Genomic DNA, 18,516 nt, shown 5'->3' on the forward strand with positions numbered 1-18,516 from the left:
GCTGGTTTCCGTGGCAGGGTGGAGCGGGCAAGCCACAGGGGGCCGACGGAGGAGGGGGAACCGTGATCGTCTGGATCAACGGTGCGTTCGGTGCGGGGAAGACCACGACCGCACGGGAACTGATCGAACTGATCCCGAACAGCGCGCTCTTCGACCCCGAGGTCATCGGCGGGGCGCTCAACCATCTGCTTCCGCCCAAACGCCTCGCCGAGGTCGGCGACTACCAGGACCTTCCCATCTGGCGCCGACTGGTGATCGACACGGCGGCGGCGATGCTCGCCGAACTCGGCGGGACCCTCGTCGTGCCGATGACCCTGCTGAGACAGGAGTACCGGGACGAGATCTTCGGTGGCCTCGCGGCCCGCCGCATTCTGGTCCGGCATGTTCTCCTCGCTCCGGCGGAAACGATCCTGCGTGAGCGAATAGCGGGCCGGGAGGTCCCACCGGACCTCCCGGACGGCGAGATGCGGGTACGGCAGTGGTCCTACGACCACATCGAGCCGTACCGGGCGGCCCTGGCCTCCTGGCTCACCGCCGACGCCTATCCGATCGACACCGGCCCGCTGACCCCGTACGACACCGCCGGCCGCATCGCCGAGGCGGTCGGCAGCGGAGAAATTCCCGCCTGCGACATCGTGCAGACACCCGAGCCGACCGCCGAGACCGTGGCCGCCGGTGTCCTCCTCTTCGACGAGCGGGACAGAGTGCTTCTCGTCGACCCGACCTACAAGCCGGGCTGGGAGTTCCCGGGCGGGGTCGTCGAACCCGGTGAGGCACCGGCGCGGGCGGGCATGCGCGAGGTCGCCGAGGAGACCGGGATCCGCCTCGACGACGTGCCGGCGCTGCTCGTCGTCGACTGGGAACCACCCGCGCCGCCCGCTTACGGCGGCCTGCGCCTGCTCTTCGACGGCGGTCGTCTCGACGCCGCCGATGCCGCGCGGCTGCTGCTGCCCGGTCCCGAACTGCGCGACTGGCGCTTCGTCTCCGAGACGGAGGCCGCCGACATGCTGCCCCCGGTGCGCTACGAGCGCCTCCGCCGCGCGCTGCGGGCGCGGGAACGCGGGAAGGCGATGTACCTGGAAGCCGGAGTACCGGTCGGCTGACGTCCGCAACCCGGCCCTTGCGCGGTCTCGCGTGGCCGAACCTCCCGTGCGAAGCCCGGCCCGGTCGTGGTTACGGGCCGGGCGTCGCACGCGGCCGTGCCCGCGGGCGGGAGATCAGCCCGTGGACTCGGCCGCGGCCGCGTAGTTGCGCAGGAACAGCGCCTCCGTGACCGACAGCCGCTCCAGCTCGTCGGGGGAGACGCTCTCGTTCACCGCGTGGATCCGGGCCTCCGGCTCGCTCAGCCCGATGAGGAGGATCTCCGCCTTCGGGTAGAGCGCCGCGAGGGTGTTGCACAGGGGGATGGAGCCGCCCTGACCGGCGTAACCCATCTCCTGGCCCGGGTACGCGACCGCCATCGCGTCGGCCATGGCCCGGTAGGCCGGGCTGGTGGTGTCGGCACGGAACGCCTGGCCCTGACCGATCTGCTCGGTGCTCACCCGCGCACCCCACGGCGTGTGCGCCTCCAGGTGCGCCTGGAGCAGCTTGGTCGCCTCGACCGCGTCCACGCCCGGCGGCACGCGCAGGCTGATCAGCGCGCGGGCGCTCGCCTGCACGGACGGGGTGGCGCCGACGACCGGCGGGCAGTCGATGCCGAGGACGGTGACGGCCGGGCGGGCCCAGATACGGTCGGCGACCGTGCCGGAGCCGATCAGGTCCACGCCGTCGAGCACCTTGGCGTCCTTGCGGAACTGTTCGTCGTCGTACTGCAGTCCGTCCCACGTGCTGTCGCCGGTCAGCCCGTCGACGGTCGTGCTGCCGTCCTCGGCGCGCAGCGAGTCCAGGACGCGGACCAGGGCGGCCAGTGCGTCGGGGGCGGCGCCACCGAACTGGCCCGAGTGCAGGTTGCCTTCGAGGGTGTCGACCCGCAGCCGCACGAGCGTCATGCCGCGCAGGGTGGCGGTCACCGTCGGCAGACCGGCGCGGAAGTTGCCGCTGTCACCGATGACGACGGCGTCGGCCGCCAGGAGATCGGGGTGCTGCTCGGCGTACCGCTCCAGGCCGCCGGTGCCCTGCTCCTCCGAGCCCTCGGCGATCACCTTGACGTTGACGGGCACACCGCCGTTGGCCTCGAGCGCGCGCAGCGCCAGCAGATGCATGAGCACGCCGCCCTTGCAGTTGGCGGCCCCGCGCCCGTACCAGCGACCGTCCCGCTCGGTCAGTTCGAACGGCGGGGTGTCCCAGCCCGCCTCGTCCAGCGGCGGCTGCACGTCGTAGTGGGCGTACAGGAGCACTGTCTTCGCGCCCTCGGGGCCGGGGAGGTAGCCGTACACCGACTGGGTCCCGTCCGGGGTGTCGAGGAGGGCCACGTCCTGGAACCCCTCGGCGGTGAGCGCGTCCGCGATCCAGCGCGCCGCGTCCTCGCTCTCACTGCGCGGGAACTGGTCGAAGTCCGCCACCGACTTGAAGGCCACCAGCTCGGCGAGCTCCTCCTTCGCCCTGGGCATCAGTGAGGCGACGGTCACGGCGACCGGATTCGACGACATGGGCACGCTCCTTGTGGGTGCGACGTTGTAGGGGTGCGTACTTTCGTGTGCGAGGCGATCATTCGGCATGGGCAAGGCCCTTGTACGGGGCACCCATGCCGTCCGATCCTCCCACAGCGGCCTCGAGTGATCGTCGCCGTAGTATGCGGGAGACAGATGGGGTCCCCCCTGCTCGAGCGAAGCCGAGAGCTTGGGGGAGGCAGGCGGCTGGATCGGGAGCAGTAGACCATCGTGAGCAGCGAGAACTCTTCGGCGGACGACGCGCGGCAGGTATGGGACGTCGTCGTGGTGGGCGCGGGACCCGCGGGGGCCTCGGCCGCCTACGCGGCAGCGGTAGCGGGGCGGCGCGTGCTGTTGCTGGAGAAGGCGGACCTGCCCCGTTACAAAACCTGCGGCGGCGGCATCATCGGCCCCTCGCGCGATTCACTGCCTCCCGGCTTCGAACTTCCGTTGAAGGACCGCGTGCACGCGGTGACGTTTTCCCACAACGGCCGCTTCACCCGCACCCGCCGGTCGAGGCAGATGCTGTTCGGACTGATCAACCGGCCCGAGTTCGACCATCAGCTGGTGGAGCACGCGCAGAAGGCGGGCGCCGAGGTGCGGACCGGCGCCGCCGTGCAGCGGGTCGAGCAGCACGGCTCGGCCGTGCCGGACCGCCGCACGGTCGCCCTTGTCCTGCAGGGCGGTGAGACCGTGCTCGCGCGGGCGGTGGTCGGCGCGGACGGCAGTGCCGGCCGCATAGGAGCGCACGTCGGGGTCAAGCTCGACCAGGTCGACCTGGGACTGGAGGCGGAGATCCCGGTGCCGGAAACCGTCGCCGAGGACTGGAAGGGGCGGGTGCTCATCGACTGGGGTCCGATGCCCGGCAGTTACGGGTGGGTCTTCCCCAAGGGGGACACGCTGACCGTCGGTGTGATCTCCCGGCGAGGTGAGGGCGCCGCGACCAAGCGGTACTTGGAGGACTTCATCGGACGGCTCGGCCTCGCCGGCTTCGAACCGAGTGTCTCCTCCGGCCACTTGACCCGTTGCCGCGCCGAGGACTCGCCGCTCTCACGCGGCCGGGTGCTCGTGTGCGGGGACGCCGCCGGGCTGCTGGAACCCTGGACCCGTGAGGGCATCTCCTTCGCGCTGCGCTCGGGCCGGCTGGCGGGGGAATGGGCGGTGCGTATCGCCGAGGTGCACGACGCCGTGGACACGCGTCGGCAGGCGCTGAACTACGCCTTCGCGGTCAAGGCGGGACTCGGGGTCGAGATGAGCGTCGGCAAGCGGATGCTGGCCGCGTTCGAACGGCGGCCCGGGGTGTTCCATGCCGTCCTCACCGGCTTCCGCCCCGCCTGGAGGGCGTTCCGGGACATCACGCGCGGGTCGACGTCACTGGGCGAGCTGGTCCGCACCCATCCGATGGCCCACCGCGCCATGATCGCGCTGGACCGACGTCCCGCGGGCGGCGGATCCGACTCCGAGGGCGCGTCCGTCAGTTCGTGACCGTAATCCGGAAGACCGGGTGGTCGGGGGCGGAGGCGACGATCTCCTCGTCGGAGGAGCCGGCGGTGACCCCCTGGAAGTACTGGTTCACCTCCCAGCCCCACTTCTCCAGGTAGGTCCGCAGGATCGGGAGCTTCTCCTCGTCGGGAAGCTCCACCGCGGTGAAGGAGCGGACCTTGCGCCCGACGCGCAGTTCCCCGCCCCCGGCGGCGCGCATGTTGCGTACCCACTGGGAGTGACCCCGCGCCGAGACCAGGTACTGCGCGCCGTCATAGGTGTGCGGGTTGACCGGGATGCGCTGCATCCGTCCACTCTTGCGGCCGCGGACGGACATCTCGGCGGCGCCGGCGAGGCTGACACCATGCCGGGCCAGCCAGCCGATGACGCTGTTGAGCCGGATGGCCATGGGACTGCCCTTGCGGTAGTACGGCGCTGACGACGACATCGGTGACTCCCAGGTCGGAACGGTATTGAGAGCAGTGCTCTCTTTTGTGAGCGATGCTCTCGCTGTGTGTCCTCAGCTTGCACGACGGGGGCGTGGCAATGCAAGAGCACTGCTCTCGTTTGTGTGCACCGCTCTGAATCCGTGGGACACTGATCCGCATGAGCAGCACCGCACACGGCGCCCGTGCCCGAGCCAGGATCGAGGTCACCGCGGCCATCAAGGAAGCGGCCCGCAGGCAGCTCGCGACGGAAGGCGCCGCCAAGCTCTCGCTGCGGGCCGTGGCCCGCGAACTCGGCATGGCCTCCTCCGCGCTGTACCGGTACTTCCCCAGCCGCGACGACCTGCTGACCGCGCTCATCATCGACGCCTACGACTCCCTCGGCGAGGCTGCCGAAGCAGCCCATGACGCGGTCGCCGGCACCGCACCGGCCCAGCGCTGGACCGCGGTCTGCGAGGGTGCGCGCGACTGGGCGCTCGGGCATCCGCACGAGTACGCGCTGATCTACGGGTCGCCGGTGCCCGGCTACAGCGCGCCGGAGACCACCGTCCCGGCCGCCGCTCGCGTGGGCTTCCTGATCATGGACGTTCTGCGGGACGCGCAGCGCGACTCCGGACTGGCGAAACCCCCGCTTCCGGCCGGATTGCGGCCGGAGGCCGAGCGGATGGCCGCCGAGCTCGCGCCGGACCTTCCCCCGGAGGTGGTGGTGGCGACTGTGGCGGCCTGGGCCGAACTGTACGGCCTGATCGGGTTCGAACTGTTCGGGCAGTTCCACCGGGTTGTGGAGGACCGCGAGACGTTCTTCCGGCACGCGGTGGGCCGACTCGCCCACTCCGTGGGCCTGCCGGCGCTGACGTGACGTAGCGGCGTCCGTCCCCGTGCACCCTCGACGGCGTACTTCGCCGGGAGTACGCGTGATCGCGACGCCGGGGTGACGCCGCTTTCCGCACCCGGCGCCTAGCGTGACGGGCATGGACGAGCAGCGTGGGTGCCGAGGCGGGCCTGGCCGGGCCCGCCCGGCCGACGAGGGCGAGGGAGGCGACGAGGGCGTCGAGAGCCGTCGTTCCCGGTGGCCCTGGCCCTCCACCGTGCTTCTCACGGCCTTCGCGCTGCTCGGCTCCCACTTCGCCGAGCACGCCCAGGCAGGCGAGCGGGTGGCGCTGGACCCCTCGCGCGACTGCTGCTCGTGTCCGGCGCGGTGCTGCTGTGACGGCAGCGGTATCCGGTGCCGGTGGTGTTCGCCGAGGTGGCCGCCGTACTGCTCCATCTGGGCGCCGGGTACCCGTACGGGCCGGTGTCCCCATCGCCGCCCTGGCCTGCTTCAGCGTCGTGGTCACCGGGCACCGCCATGCGGCCTGGGCGGCGATGGGAACACTCTGGGCCGGGCACATGCTGCTCGCCCATCTGCTCTACCGATGACTGCCGCCGTCCGGTGGCGTGGCCGCCTCCTGGAACGAGGAGATCGTGTTCGCCACCTGGGTGGTGGCCGTCGTGGCGGTGTCGGAACTGGCCAGGACCCGCCGCGAGCAGTGGGCTCGGGAACGTGCCGAACGGGTCCAGACGGTGTGGCTGGTCCGCGAAGTGCGGCCCGACGTCGTCCTCATGGATATCCGTATGCCCGCACTCGACGGGCTGGCCGCCACCCGCAGGATCACCGGGGACACGGACCTGAAGGACGTGAAGGTGGTCATGCTCACCACCTTCGAGCTGGACGAGTACGTCTTCGAGGTGATCCGGTCGGGTGCCTCGGGCTTCCTGGTGAAGGACACCGAGCCGGAGGAACTCCTGCGCGCGGTGCGGGCCGTGGTAGCGGGGGACGCGCTGCTCTCACCGGGGGTGACCCGGCGTCTGAGCGCCGAGTTCGCGGCCTGTTCCAAAGGAGCCGGCTGCGGCCGACGCCCTGTCCGAACTCACCGAACGGGAACGGGAGGTGATGGCTCTGGTCGGCATCGGCCTGTCCAACGAGGAGATCGCCCGCCGCCTGGTTGTCAGCCCGCTCACCGCCAAGACCCACGTCAGCCGCACCATGGTCAAGCTGGGCGCCCGCGACCGGGCGCAACTGGTCGTCCCGGCTTATGAGTCGGGCCTGGTACGGCCGGGCTGAGCCGCCCCCCGGAAACGCAGCAGCACACTGACCACACGGATGAGGAAGAGAACCGGCGCGAGCACCAGCCCGGCAGGAAGCAGCAGACCTTCGACGGTGCCCGGGAGGCTGAAGAGGAGCGCGGGGCCAGCCACCGCCCCGAAGACGACCGCCGCGGCGAACGCCGCGCTGCACAGCGCGTAGCCGATCTCGACGGTGACCGCGTCCCGCTCGGCCTGGGTCCGTCGCATCTGTACCCCCTACACGTCCCCTGCTTGGCTCTCCCGAAGTCAAACATCCCGGCGCAGGGCGGGCAAGGAGCCCGCCCGACCGCGCACTGCACGAACACGGCCTGTGCGCCGACGGCTTCGGGGTACTCGACATACTCGCGGAGGACCGACGGGGCGTGCGGGTTTCGCTCACGGCGAGGGGGTGCTCCCTGCACGGCAAGGTGCTGCCGTTGCAGCGCGCGGCGCTGACCCGGATGCTCACGAAGTGCTGAGCAGCCGAGCACGGGGATCGGGAGCGGCCCGTGACGGGCGGCTCCTGGGACAGCCGTACGGTCCACACCGCGTCGGCGTCGAACCGGTGCACAGCCGTCTCACGTGCCTGGCGGCGGGCGCCCGGCAGGGTGTCGACGAGACCACGGTGCCGGTCGCGGTACCAGGCCATGAGTGCGGGGCCGTCCAGCTCGGGCGTTTGTCCAGCGGACGGGGACCGACGTGCAGGTCGGCGACGGGGGCAGGTCGCCGCTGAGGTGTCCATGCCGGTGTCCTCGGCGGTGGACCGGGCCGCACGGCGCCGGGGGCACCCGCCGATACCGCCGTCGGGGTGATGCCGTAACCCGTGTGAACGTCTCGAATGGCAGGAGCAACTCCTATGACTGACGGTTAATCACGTCGGGGCCCGGTCAAACGTGCTGACTAGGGGTCAGCAGCCGGATCCGCCGACGGAAGGACAGTCAGATGCGCTCTGCCCGCATGCTGCTCGCCACCGCGACGGCCACCGCGGCCCTCGTGGTCGGGGCGCCCGCAGCCTTTGCCGTCCAGATGGGCGACTCGGACCACGACAAGTCTTCCTACAGCAAGGAGCACAAGGAGGACAGCAGCCACGACGAGGACAGCAAGCACGACAAGCCGCACGGCGGAATGCACACCGGCGGCGGGGCTCTCACCGCTGTGAACGAGGACGGCTGGAGCGACGGGGAGGACAAGGACAAGAAGGACGAGTACAAGGACGACGAGTACAAGGACAAGAAGGACGACGAGTACAAGGACAAGGACGAGTACAAGGACAAGAAGGACGACTACAAGGACGACGAGGACAAGGACAAGAAGGACGACTACAAGGACGACGAGGACAAGGACAAGAAGGACGAGGACAAGGACAAGGACGAGGACAAGGACAAGGACGAGGACAAGGACAAGAAGGACGACGACTACAAGGACAAGCCGAGCGGGGGCATGCACACCGGCGGTGGAGCTCTCGCGGCCGTGAGCGAGGACGGCTGGAGCGACAAGCACGACGACGGCGACTACCACGACAAGAAGGACGAGTACAAGGACGAGGACAAGAAGGACGACTACAAGGACAAGGACGAGGACAAGAAGGACGACTACAAGGACGACGAGGACAAGGACAAGAAGGACGAGGACAAGGACAAGGACGAGGATAAGGACGAGGACAAGGACAAGGACAAGAAGGACGACGACTACAAGGACAAGCCGAGCGGGGGCATGCACACCGGCGGTGGAGCTCTCGCGGCCGTGAGCGAGGACGGCTGGAGCGACAAGCACGACGACGGCGACTACCACGACAAGAAGGACGAGTACAAGGACGAGGACAAGAAGGACGACTACAAGGACAAGGACGAGGACAAGAAGGACGACTACAAGGACGACGAGGACAAGGACAAGAAGGACGAGGACAAGGACAAGGACGAGGACAAGGACAAGGACGAGGACAAGGACAAGGACGAGGACAAGGACAAGGACAAGAAGGACGACGACTACAAGGACAAGCCGAGCGGGGGCATGCACACCGGCGGTGGAGCTCTCGCGGCCGTGAACGAGGACGGCTGGAGCGACAAGCACGACAACGGCGACTACAAGGAGAAGAAGGACGACAGCGACTACAAGGAGAAGAAGGACTACAGCGACTATCACGACAAGAAGGACGACAGCGGCTACAACGACAAGAAGGACTGGGAGCACGGGAAGCCGAGCGGCGGCATGCACACCGGCGGTGGCGGGCTCGCGGCCCCGGGTGTCTCCGGCGGCGGCCTGGCTGCCCTGACGGTCCTCGGCGCCGGTGCCTACGCGCTGAAGCGCAAGAAGGCTTCCGGAAGCGTGGCCTGAGCCATGCCTGACGTCATAGCAGCCGGGGTCGCCGTACGCGCGTCGCGCGTACGGCGACCCCGGCTCGCCCTTTCGTATGCCGTGTTCGCTGCCGTGTCCGAATGAGGTGGTCCCCCGATGGCAGCCCGCCCCCTTTCCCCTGACCACACCGATCCGACTCCGGCGAGGCGGAGACTGCGCGCCCTCATGACGGCGATCTTCTGGGGTACTGCGGCCCTGGTGCTGGCGGTGAGCCTGCTCGGTGGCCGAGAGGAGCCCCCGCCGACGCCCTCGGCCCGCACTCTCCCCCCGCGGCCTCCGCCCTGGTGTCCCCCTCGGCCTCCGCATCGGCCTCCGATCCCGCCACGACCGCGCCGACGAGCAAGCAACTGCCGCGGTCCGCCCCGACCCGGCTTCGCATCCCCGACATCGACGTCGACGCGCCCTTCACCGATCTCGCCATCGGCGCCTCGGGCCAGCTCGACGCACCGCCGGCGCACGACACCAACCTGGTCGGCTGGTTCGCCGACGGCGTATCCCCGGGGGAGCGCGGAACGGCGATCATCGCCGGGCACGTGGACACGGTGACCTCACCGGCCGTGTTCGCCCGGCTCTCCGAACTCGAGAAAGGCGACCGGTTCAAGGTGGAGAGGGCCGACGGGCGGGACGCGACGTTCGTGATCGACCACGCGGAGTCGTTCGCCAAGAACAACTTTCCCGACGAGCGGGTCTACGGCGACACGGACGACGCCCAGGTCCGGCTCATCACCTGCTCCGGAGCCTACGACCGCGCGGCCAAGGACTACACCGAGAATCTGGTGGTCTTCGCCCACTTGGTCTGACCGGGACGGACCGTCCGCCATGGACGGCCGCCGGGGTTGGTTCGCTGCCCGGAAGAGGGAGGAAGTGCCCTTCCGGGCAGCGCGTTCGTCAGGCCACCGAGCAGGTGGACCCGTTGAGAGTGAATGCCGAGGGACTCGGGTTGCCGTCCGCCGTGGTGGCCGTGAAGCCGAGGGTGACGAGCCGGCCGGGGGGATCACCGCGGTGTAGGGGGCCGAGGCGACACTCACCTCGGAACCGGTCTGGACCGGGGTGCCGCCCCACATGTTGGTGATGCGCTGGGCGCCCGGGAAGGTCCAGTCCAGCGTCCAGCCGTCGACCGCCGAGCTGCCGGTGTTACGCACCGCGACCTCGCCCTGGAAGCCGCCGGGCCACTCGTTCGTCACCCGGTACCCGACCTCGCAGGTGCCCTGGCTCCCGCCGGAGGACGTGGTGACCGTCACCGTGGTGGAACGCTGCGAGCAGTTGCCGGCCGCGTCGCGGGCGTACACGGCGAAGGCGTAGGAGGTCGCGGGGGAGGGGCCGGTGAGGCTGCGGAGGCGCCGGTGGTGGTGGTGACGACCGTCTCGTCACCGCCGTCGATCCGGACGACGTCGTAGCCCGTCACCCCGTTCGCGTCGGTGGCCGCCGTCGAGGGGGAGCGGCGGACGATGAGGTCACCGAGGAGACGGCCGGCGTGCCGGGGGTGGTCGGGGCCGTGGTGCCACCGCCCGGGCCGTGCGGGGAGCCGGCCCCCGGGTGCGGACCACGCACCGGATGCGTGTCGCCGCCCCGGGGGCGAGTACGCCGGGGACCCGGGGGCACCTCCCCCGCCCTCGAGGCAGCGGGGGAACGCCCAGGACCGTTCGGGGCGTGCGGCTGAGCGGACTCACTCCTGACCGGTCCAGAGGAACGGCGCGCGGTCGGTGACGCGCATGGTGTTCCCTTCCCCGAATGAGGTGGAAGCGCTCCGATGAAGACGTCAAGCCACCCTTGTCGGTGACGCGTGAAGAGAGGTGGCGGAGGGTGGTGCGCGCGGCGGTGTCACGAGATCGGCACGCCCCCATGGGTGTGGCGCACCGGTGCGCCACACCCATGGGGGCGGAGAACTCCGCGAGCGGGTCAGGGCTCGACGCGCCTGCGGAGCACCACCTTCCTCAGCAGCGGCCAGGCCAGCAGCAGCACGATGACGGCGTACACGATCACCGAGAAGGGCGTGTTGACCAGGCCCGAGATGCTGCCGTCACTGATCTGCAGCGCGCGGCGGAGCTGCTGCTCGGCGGCCGGGCCGAGGATGACGGCGATGATGGCGGGCAGCACCGGCAGGCCGTACCGCCGCATGCCGAAGCCGATCAGGCCGATGATCAGCAGAATCACCAGGTCGATCACCTCGCCGCCGACCGCGTACGCGCCGACCGCCGCGAAGAACAGGATCCCGGCGTACAGGTACGGCCGCGGAATGCGCAGCAGCTTCGCCCACACCGGTGCCAGCGGGAGGTTGAGGGCGAGCAGCAGCACCATGCCGACGAACAGGGAGGCGATCAAGCCCCACACCAGCTCGGGCTCACGTTCGAAGAGCAGCGGGCCCGGCTGGATGCCGTATTGCTGGAAGGCGGCCAGCATCACCGCCGCGACGGCCGTGGTCGGCAGGCCGAGCGTCAGCATGGACACCAGCGTGCCCGCCGCCGAGGCCGACGCCGCCGACTCCGGTCCCGCCACGCCCTCGATGGCGCCCTTGCCCCACTCGTCCTGGTGCTTGGACAGCCGCTTCTCCGTGACGTACGACAGGAACGTCGGGATCTCCGCGCCGCCCGCCGGGATCGCCCCGAAGGGGAAGCCGATGAACGGGCCGCGCGCCCAGGACTTCCAGGTGCGCTGCACGTCGCCGCGGCCCAGCCATGGCCGGCCCACCGGAATCGGCTCGGGCGGCCTGCGCCGCAGATGCGCGGCGACCCACAGCGCCTCGCCGATGGCGAACAGGCCCACCGCGACGATCACCACGTCGACGCCGTCGGCCAGTTGGAGGGATCCGAAGGTCAGCCGCTGCTGGCCGGTCATCTGGTCCAGTCCCACCAGACCGATCGTCAGGCCGATCAGCAGCGAGGCCAGACCCCGGATCCGCGACGAACCCAGCACCGACGTCACGGCGATGAACGCCAGCACCATGAGGGCGAAGTAGTCCGGTGCACCGATGTCCACGGCGAGTTCGGCGACCGCCGGCGCCAGCGCGACCAGCAGAATCGTCCCGATCATGCCGCCTGCGAAGTGACCGATCGCGGCGGCGGCCAGGGCCTGCGCACCACGGCCCGACTTGGCCATGGGGTTGCCTTCCATGGCCGCGACCACGGCGGCGCTCTCCCCCGGTGTGTTCAGCAGGATCGAGGTCGTCGAACCGCCGAACATCGCGCCGTAGTAGATCCCCGCGAACATGATGAACGCGGCGATCGGGTCGAGCCCGTACGTCACCGGCAGCAGCAGCGCCACCGCCATCGCCGGGCCGATGCCGGGCAGCACTCCGATCGCGGTGCCCAGCAGCACGCCGAGCGCTGCCCACAGCAGGTTGACCGGGGTCAGGGCCGTACCGAAGCCGTCCAGAAGGGAGTTGAGGGTGTTCACGTCACAGCACTCCCATCAGCGGACCACCGGGCAGCGGTACTCCGAGCAGGTTGTTGAACACGGTGTAGGCGACGAGGGAGACGACCGCCGCGATCAGCGGATCGCGGTCGGATCTGCGGCTGCCGAGGGCGAAGGCCGCGCCCCAGAAGAGCAGCGCGCCCGCGATCGGAAAGCCGAGCGGTTCGATGAGCACTGCCGAGCCGAGGAACACCCCGGCGAGCAGCAGCACCGTGCGCCAGTCGGCGGGTTCTGACAGGTCGACGTCCTCGCCGGTCTCGGCCTGGCCCCGGCCGCCGCGCAGTACGTCGACCGCGAGCAGGGCGGCGACGAGCAGCAGTCCGGTGCCGACCACGACCGGTACCGTCCGCGGCCCGACGGGGCCGCGCTGGGTGATGTCGACGTCCATGCTGAGGGTGTCGGTGAGGACGAGTGCGCCGAGCACCAACAGCATTACGCCGACGCCGAGTTCCGAGTGGTCGCGCAGCCAGGAGCGCCGTTCGGTGACGGGCGCGGGGGACGGGTCGGTGGTCGGTGTGGTCACAGTCCGAGCTCCTTCAGGACGGACACCACGCGCTTGTCCTCGGCGTCCAGGAAGTCACCGAACTCCTCGCCCGTCAGGAAGGCGTCGTCCCAGCCGTTCTGCCTCATGGACTTGCGCCATTCGTCCGAGTCGTGCAACTCCTCGGCCAGCGACACGAGTTTGTCGCGTTCGGCGTCGGTCAGTCCGGGCGGGGCGACGAGGCCGCGCCAGTTGGTGAAGTTCACGTCGTAGCCCGCCTCCTGCAGTGTGGGCGCGTCGAGTCCGGGCACCCGCTCCGGTCCGGTGACCGCGAGCAGGCGCAGCTCACCGGCCTTGATCTGGTCGAGGTATTCACCGACGCCGGACACGCCGAATCCGACCTTGTTGCCGAGGATCGAGGCGAGCAGCTCGCCGCCGCCGTCGAAGGGGACGTAGTTGACCTGCCTCGGGGCGATCCCGGCGGCCCGCGCCATCAGCATCGGCGCGAGATGGTCGGGTCCGCCGGGAGAGGAACCGCCGCCCACCGGGAGCTTGCCGGGGTTGTCCTTCCAGGCGCCGATCAGGTCGTCGATCGTCTTGTACGGGGAGTCCTTCCCGACCACGACGACGTCCTGCTCCTCGGTGAGCCGGGCGATCGGGGTGGTGTCGCCGAGGGTCTTCGGCGCGTCGTTGGACCGGACGGCGCCGACGACACCGAGGCCCATCGACATGGCGAGCTTGCCGTTGCCGTGCTCGCTCACCAGCCTGCTGAGGCCGACGGTGCCGCCGGCGCCGGGCAGGTTGAACACCTCGATGTTGTGGGTGAGCCCGGCGTCCTCGGCGTTCTTCGCGGCCGTACGGGCCGTGATGTCGTAGCCGCCGCCGGGCGTGTTGGGAACCATGAAGCGCAGGCCCGGGATCTGTGTGCCGGTCTCGGTGCCGCTGCCGGTCGTGAGCAGCGGCGGACCCACGAGTACCAGCACGGCGGCCCCGAGCAGGGCGAGGGGAGTGCGCAGGCGCACGAATGCCACCACCTGTCGGTCGGTCGTCTGGGGGTCACGCAAAGCCCTGGGGGGAGGGTGACGTGCGCCACATGGTGCACGTGTGTCGGCGGGCTGTCTCGCTTGCGGAACCAACGGAGTTTTTGGTCATTGCGTCAGCGGCCCGCAGGGCGTCCGGGCCGAGCCCCGGGCGACCATGTCGCGGCACTTCCGGGGCGTCCCGAGGAGTGCGGATGGGGTACGTCTCTTTCGCCCTGAGCAGGTGGGCGCCATGATGGGGCAGCCCGTCACCTGCGCCGCACCGCGTCGTGCCCGCCGGAGGGCATCGCCGGCCGGAGAGCCCGTCGGCAGGAGAGATTGAGTACGTCGTGGCCGTCACCTTCCGCCGTCAGACCCTCGCGGGCGAGATGCTGGTGCTCCAGCTCGCCCTCGTCCTGATGGTCCTGCTGGCGGTCGCCGCGGTCTCCCTGGCGCAGTCGGAGGCGACGTTCAACCGGGTCGAGGGCCGCCGGGTCGGCGCACTCGCCGAACAACTGGCCGCCAACCCGCTGGTGCGCAGCCGGCTGACGCGGTCGGTGCCCGGCGAGGCTCTCGCCGCGCTGGTGAACTCCACCCAGACGCAGTCCGGGGTCACTTCGGTGACCGTGGCCGGTCCGGACGGCCGGATCGTCGCCTCCACGAACCCCACGGTGATCGGTGAGCGACTGCCACCGGGCGACGGCGCGGTACGCGGGCGCGGCTGGTCGGGGCCCATGACGCTCGACGGCAGCCGTGAACGGGTCGCGCAGGTGCCGGTCCTCGGGGCGGCCCAGCACAACCTCGGGCGCCACCTCGGCACGGTGATGATCGGCGTGGCCGACCCGACGGTGTGGCAGCGGCTCAGCGGCGCCTCCTCCTCTTTGCTCGCCTATCTGGGCATCGCCAGCGGGCTGGGAGTGGCCGGTTCCTGGCTGCTCGCGCGGCGGGTGAAGCGGCAGAGTCTCGGCCTCGAACCGCGCGAGATCGCGGGGCTCGCCGAACACCGCGAGGCCATGCTGTACGGCATCGCCGAGGGGGTGATCGCACTGGATCCGCAGCACCGGCTCACCCTCGTCAACGAGATGGGGCGCCGTCTGCTCGCCCTGCCCGCGGACTGCGTCGGCCAGAGCCTGGACTCCCTCGGCGTCGCCGGGCGGCTGCGGGACGTCCTCGCCGGAACGCAGGACCGGACCGGGGACCCGCCGCGGCACGAGCCCGGTCGTCGGCGTGACGAGGTCGTCGTCCGGCATGGCCGGGTGCTGGTGATGAACCGGATGACCGTCACCAAGGACGGGCGTCTTCTCGGCTCGGTCACCACCCTTCGGGACCGCACCGAACTCGCCCGCCTGGAACGGGAGATCGGGTCCTTTCGCAGCTCCTCCGAGTTGCTGCGCGCCCAGGCGCACGAGTTCGCCAACCAGTTGCACACGATCTCCGGACTCATCCAGATCGGCGAACAGGACGAGGTAGTGCGCTACATACGTGCTCTGAGCCGGCGCCGTCAGTCCCTCGACGTCACGCTCAGCCGGCGTGTGCGGGACACCGCCGTCGCCGCCCTGCTGACGGCGAAGGTCTCCCTCGCCGCCGAACGCAGGGTGACCCTGCGCATCTCCGACAACAGCGCCCTCGACCGGCTGGCCCCCGAGGACGCCGCCGACGTGGCGACGGTCGTGGGCAACCTCGTGGACAACGCCGTGGACGCGGCGGCCACCGTGGGTGATCCCGGTGCCGAGCCGGGGAACGGGGGTCCTGGCGGCGGGGACGGGCATGACGCCTGGATCGAGGTCGAACTGCGCCACGACGCCGCCAGTGTGGAGATCGTCGTCCGCGACTCCGGTCCCGGAGTCGCCCCCGAACTGGCCCGCGAGGTCTTCTCGCACGGCTTCACCACCAAGGCCGCCCAGGAGGGTGAGCGCGGTATCGGCCTGGCACTCACCCGTCTCGTCTGCGAACGTCACGGCGGTGAGATCTCGGTGACCAACACCCCGGACGGAGCGATGTTCACCGCCCGCATGACCATGAGCCACCTCGCCGACGCGGTGGCGGAAGGAGCCGACCGATGACCAGCACGCACGGTGAGCACGCCGGATCCGCGCGCGCCGGCGCGATCGACGTGCTCGTGGTCGACGACGACTTCATGGTGGCCCGCGTGCACCGCGCCTTCGTCGACCGCGTCGAGGCATTCCGGGTCGTCGGCGTCGCCAGCACCGGCGAGCAGGCGGTCGCCGCGGTGGACGAACTCCGTCCCGATCTGGTCCTGCTCGACCTGTATCTGCCGGACCTGTTCGGCCTCGACGTGATTCCCCGGCTGCGCAGCGCGGGGCACGACTGCGACGTGATGGTCATCAGCGCCGCACGGGAGGCGGAGACGGTGCGCGGGGCGGTCCGGCAGGGGGTCGTCGACTATCTGCTCAAGCCGTTCGAGTTCGAGGACCTGCGGGCCCGGCTGGAGCGGTACGCCGTCCAGCGCGGCCGGCTGCTGGACACGGTCGTGCGCGGCCAGGCCGACGTGGACCGGGTGCTGGCCGGAGCGGCGGCGCCGATGCTGTCCGCGGCTCCGATGCTGCCCAAGGGCATGAGCGTGGAGACCGCCGAACTGGTCGAGCGCACCCTGCGCGAGGCCGACGGCACGCTGTCGGCCACCGAGTGCGCCGCCCTCACCGGCGTCTCCAGGGTCAGCGCCCGCCGCTACCTGGAGCACTTCCACGCCGTCGGCACGGCCGAGGTCTCGCTGCGGTACGGGGCCGCGGGACGGCCGGAACGCCGCTACCGGTTCGTCGGACGGCCCCTACGGCAGGCCGGCGGACGGGCCGGTGAGGTCCGCCCATGGGACGGGGCACGGCTCTAGCGCGTCGTCGTTCCCTACAGGCGTGGGGTTGTCCGGACCTGCGCGCGGATCTGGGTCGACCCCCGGGTGCAAACGCTTTCTCAGCGTCCTCCGGCAGTGCGCGCCCACCGGCCGTCCAAAGGAGCGTCGATGTCTCTGCCCCCCGTCCACCGCCGCGTCGCCGTCGTCGGTACCGGAGCCGTCGCCGCCGGCGGTCATCTGCCGGCGCTGCGGGCCCACGCCGACCGCACCGGGCTCGTGGCCGCCGTCGGTGTGGACCGGGGCCGGCCCGGCGCCTTCCGCGAACTGGCCGGCGGGCAGGTCGCCGGGTACACCTCGGTGGACGCGATGCTGGACGCCGTACGCCCGGACCTGGTGCTGATCGGAACGCCGCCGTCGCTGCACCGGAAGCAGACGGTGGCCTCCCTCGGTGCGGGCGCCTGGGTGCTGTGCGAGAAGCCGCTGTGCCTGTCGCTCGCCGCGTACGACGAGAGCGCGGCGGCGGAGGAGGCGTCGGGCGCGTACGCCTCCGTGGTCTTCCAGCACTGCTACGGTTCGGGCTCCGCGCACGCCCGTGAACTGATCGAGAGCGGGGAGCTGGGCACCCCGGCCGGTACGCCGCCGCGGCGACCCTTCCACCCGGCACGGGACCGGAGACGGAGGCGGCGGCCCGGCGCCGCGGGGACCTCGCCGTCGAGGGCTGCCTCGCCCTGCGCGAGGCATGCGTGCCCGGTGATGCCGGACCGGATCGGGAGTTCCAGCGCGCCGCTGCCCGGCTGGTGCGCCACCGGGTGCCGGCCTGGCGGGAACTGTGGCGGGCCAGCGCACTGGCCGCCGCCGAGCGGACCGGTGCCCAGCTCGACGCGCTGGCCGACGGCGACCCCGCGTACCTCGCCGAGGCCGGTGACCGTCCTCCCCGGCCGTCGGTCACCGGGCCCGGGACGGGCGTGGCCTTCCGCTCCCGTACGAGGCGGGGAGGCGGGTAGACGCCAGGGCGAGGGCGGTGGCCGCGCTCGCGATGCCGAGAACCGCGCCGGCGGCGACATCTCCCGGGTAGTGCACGCCCGTATGGATGCGTGAGTAGCCCACCGCGCCGGCCAGTGCGCCGAGCGGGCCGGAGGCCGCGGGCAGGACCGTACCGACGGCGGTGGCGAACGCGACCGCCGACGCGGTGTGCCCGGACGGGAAGGAAGCCGACGTGGGCATCGGGACATGGCGGTCCACGGTCACCCGGGCCGCCTCCCGGTCGGGCCGGTCCCTGCGGACCAGGCGCTTGCCGAGCAGATTGGCCGACGCCGACGCCACGGCGACGGCCCCCACTCCGACGAGCGCGGCCCGGCGCTGCTGCGGCCCGCCCAGGGCGAGGGCACCGGCGATGCCGAACGAGATCTTCGAATGGTCGGCCGCGTGCGAGAGGCGGCGCAAGGCCCGGTCGAGGGTGGGGGTGGGAGTGGCCGCCACCGCCGCGTACAGGGCGCCGTCCACGGCCCTGAGATCGCTGAGGACGGCGGACGCCACCCGGCGGAATCCGTCGGCGGGCCGGGCGGGCGCGGTGAGCGGACGGGCACCGCCCTGGTCGGTGGTGGTCGGCTCGCTCATTCGTCTCTCCCGCGGTGGCGTTGTGGAGGGAGGGTCCGCGTGTTCGGGGCCCGTTGGGCGCACCCGCACCGCGGACCGGGAATCACCAGGTCCCCACGGTACGCGTGGTCCACTCGGTGCGTTCCCGCGCCCCCTCCGCGGCCCGGCCGTCACACCCACCCGCCGTGCCCGGCCACTCACCGCACCGGCCTGGCCGGAGCGG

Annotated in this window: 13 protein-coding genes and 6 pseudogenes; 11 read left to right on the forward strand and 8 right to left on the reverse strand. The window is 71.1% G+C overall.

Translation table 11 applies throughout. The features are described 5' to 3' along the window. The first annotated feature begins 62 nt into the window (after nucleotides 1-62). Complete coding sequence (locus WJ438_RS35210) at nucleotides 63-1,103, forward strand: NUDIX domain-containing protein (protein WP_406728795.1); 1,041 nt, start codon at nucleotides 63-65, stop codon at nucleotides 1,101-1,103. Between the two features lie 114 nt (nucleotides 1,104-1,217). Here the strand turns inward: WJ438_RS35210 and WJ438_RS35215 are convergent, their stop codons facing one another. Then, nucleotides 1,218-2,588: a dipeptidase gene (locus WJ438_RS35215; RefSeq protein WP_406728796.1), complete on the reverse strand. Its 1,371-nt coding sequence runs from the start codon at nucleotides 2,586-2,588 to the stop codon at nucleotides 1,218-1,220. A gap of 231 nt (nucleotides 2,589-2,819) precedes the next feature. Between WJ438_RS35215 and WJ438_RS35220 the strand changes: the two genes are divergently transcribed. Further along, entirely contained in the window at nucleotides 2,820-4,073 is a 1,254-nt protein-coding gene (locus tag WJ438_RS35220; protein WP_406728797.1) for a geranylgeranyl reductase family protein, read from the forward strand. Here the strand turns inward: WJ438_RS35220 and WJ438_RS35225 are convergent. Continuing rightward, entirely contained in the window at nucleotides 4,063-4,518 is a 456-nt protein-coding gene (locus WJ438_RS35225) for a nitroreductase family deazaflavin-dependent oxidoreductase (RefSeq protein WP_406728798.1), read from the reverse strand. The genes WJ438_RS35220 and WJ438_RS35225 overlap by 11 nt on opposite strands. Nucleotides 4,519-4,676: 158 nt before the next feature. On the opposite strand from WJ438_RS35225, the gene WJ438_RS35230 reads away from it, so the two are divergent. The 3 genes and pseudogenes from WJ438_RS35230 to WJ438_RS35240 all read left to right on the forward strand — a co-directional run. Continuing rightward, the gene (locus WJ438_RS35230; RefSeq protein ID WP_406728799.1) at nucleotides 4,677-5,375 is read left to right on the forward strand and encodes a TetR/AcrR family transcriptional regulator; all 699 of its coding nucleotides are present in this window, start codon (nucleotides 4,677-4,679) and stop codon (nucleotides 5,373-5,375) included. Nucleotides 5,376-5,487: 112 nt separating this feature from the next. Next, nucleotides 5,488-6,076: pseudogene (locus tag WJ438_RS35235) on the forward strand (sensor histidine kinase); the annotation flags it as partial. 3 nt (nucleotides 6,077-6,079) lie between these two features. Then, a pseudogene (locus WJ438_RS35240) lies at nucleotides 6,080-6,620 on the forward strand (response regulator); the annotation flags it as partial. Here the strand turns inward: WJ438_RS35240 and WJ438_RS35245 are convergent. Then, nucleotides 6,590-6,850: a DUF6332 family protein gene (locus tag WJ438_RS35245; RefSeq protein WP_406728800.1), complete on the reverse strand. Its 261-nt coding sequence runs from the start codon at nucleotides 6,848-6,850 to the stop codon at nucleotides 6,590-6,592. The pseudogene WJ438_RS35240 and the gene WJ438_RS35245 overlap by 31 nt on opposite strands. A 59-nt stretch (nucleotides 6,851-6,909) precedes the next feature. On the opposite strand from WJ438_RS35245, the pseudogene WJ438_RS35250 reads away from it, so the two are divergent. The 3 genes and pseudogenes from WJ438_RS35250 to WJ438_RS35260 all read left to right on the forward strand — a co-directional run. Further along, a pseudogene (locus tag WJ438_RS35250) lies at nucleotides 6,910-7,101 on the forward strand (MarR family transcriptional regulator); the annotation flags it as partial. A 463-nt stretch (nucleotides 7,102-7,564) separates the two neighbouring features. Next, nucleotides 7,565-8,956, forward strand: a complete 1,392-nt coding sequence (locus tag WJ438_RS35255; RefSeq protein WP_406728801.1) for a DNA primase — start codon at nucleotides 7,565-7,567, stop codon at nucleotides 8,954-8,956. Between the two features lie 186 nt (nucleotides 8,957-9,142). Then, a pseudogene (locus WJ438_RS35260) lies at nucleotides 9,143-9,777 on the forward strand (class F sortase). A 237-nt stretch (nucleotides 9,778-10,014) separates the two neighbouring features. Here the strand turns inward: WJ438_RS35260 and WJ438_RS35265 are convergent. The 4 genes and pseudogenes from WJ438_RS35265 to WJ438_RS35280 form a co-directional block, all read right to left on the reverse strand. Further along, nucleotides 10,015-10,266: pseudogene (locus WJ438_RS35265) on the reverse strand (cellulose binding domain-containing protein); the annotation flags it as partial. A 610-nt stretch (nucleotides 10,267-10,876) separates the two neighbouring features. Next, nucleotides 10,877-12,370: a tripartite tricarboxylate transporter permease gene (locus WJ438_RS35270; RefSeq protein WP_406728802.1), complete on the reverse strand. Its 1,494-nt coding sequence runs from the start codon at nucleotides 12,368-12,370 to the stop codon at nucleotides 10,877-10,879. A 1-nt stretch (nucleotide 12,371) separates the two neighbouring features. Further along, nucleotides 12,372-12,911 carry a tripartite tricarboxylate transporter TctB family protein gene (locus tag WJ438_RS35275; RefSeq protein WP_406728803.1) on the reverse strand — a complete coding sequence of 180 codons (540 nt, stop codon included), beginning with the start codon at nucleotides 12,909-12,911 and terminating at the stop codon, nucleotides 12,372-12,374. Beyond that, nucleotides 12,908-13,891 (reverse strand): Bug family tripartite tricarboxylate transporter substrate binding protein, encoded by a 984-nt coding sequence (locus tag WJ438_RS35280; RefSeq protein WP_406729904.1) that lies wholly within the window; start codon nucleotides 13,889-13,891, stop codon nucleotides 12,908-12,910. Before WJ438_RS35280 ends, WJ438_RS35275 begins: the two co-directional genes overlap by 4 nt. 347 nt (nucleotides 13,892-14,238) lie before the next feature. Between WJ438_RS35280 and WJ438_RS35285 the strand changes: the two genes are divergently transcribed. The 3 genes from WJ438_RS35285 (at nucleotide 14,239) to WJ438_RS35295 (ending at nucleotide 17,795) form a co-directional block, all read left to right on the forward strand. Continuing rightward, nucleotides 14,239-15,951 (forward strand): ATP-binding protein, encoded by a 1,713-nt coding sequence (locus WJ438_RS35285; protein ID WP_406728804.1) that lies wholly within the window; start codon nucleotides 14,239-14,241, stop codon nucleotides 15,949-15,951. Then, the gene (locus tag WJ438_RS35290) at nucleotides 15,948-16,736 is read left to right on the forward strand and encodes a response regulator (RefSeq protein ID WP_406728805.1); all 789 of its coding nucleotides are present in this window, start codon (nucleotides 15,948-15,950) and stop codon (nucleotides 16,734-16,736) included. Before WJ438_RS35285 ends, WJ438_RS35290 begins: the two co-directional genes overlap by 4 nt. Before the next feature lie 129 nt (nucleotides 16,737-16,865). Beyond that, nucleotides 16,866-17,795, forward strand: coding sequence for a Gfo/Idh/MocA family oxidoreductase (locus WJ438_RS35295; RefSeq protein WP_406728806.1), 930 nt, complete (start codon nucleotides 16,866-16,868; stop codon nucleotides 17,793-17,795). Here WJ438_RS35295 and WJ438_RS35300 read toward each other — a convergent pair. After that, nucleotides 17,697-18,314, reverse strand: a pseudogene (locus WJ438_RS35300) (phosphatase PAP2 family protein); the annotation flags it as partial. The gene WJ438_RS35295 and the pseudogene WJ438_RS35300 overlap by 99 nt on opposite strands. Between the last annotated feature and the right edge of the window lie 202 nt (nucleotides 18,315-18,516).

It is taken from the genome of Streptomyces sp. GD-15H (genome assembly GCF_045291515.1).
In the GTDB taxonomy this organism is placed as follows: Bacteria; Actinomycetota; Actinomycetes; order Streptomycetales; family Streptomycetaceae; genus Streptomyces.

Coding starts and splice junctions, on each gene's coding strand:
- WJ438_RS35215 (WP_406728796.1), bottom strand. CDS start 2,588: ATGTCGTCGAATCCGGTCGCCGTGACCGTCGCCTCACTGATGCCCAGG.
- WJ438_RS35225 (WP_406728798.1), bottom strand. CDS start 4,518: ATGTCGTCGTCAGCGCCGTACTACCGCAAGGGCAGTCCCATGGCCATC.
- WJ438_RS35230 (WP_406728799.1), top strand. CDS start 4,677: ATGAGCAGCACCGCACACGGCGCCCGTGCCCGAGCCAGGATCGAGGTC.
- WJ438_RS35245 (WP_406728800.1), bottom strand. CDS start 6,850: ATGCGACGGACCCAGGCCGAGCGGGACGCGGTCACCGTCGAGATCGGC.
- WJ438_RS35255 (WP_406728801.1), top strand. CDS start 7,565: ATGCGCTCTGCCCGCATGCTGCTCGCCACCGCGACGGCCACCGCGGCC.
- WJ438_RS35290 (WP_406728805.1), top strand. CDS start 15,948: ATGACCAGCACGCACGGTGAGCACGCCGGATCCGCGCGCGCCGGCGCG.
- WJ438_RS35295 (WP_406728806.1), top strand. CDS start 16,866: ATGTCTCTGCCCCCCGTCCACCGCCGCGTCGCCGTCGTCGGTACCGGA.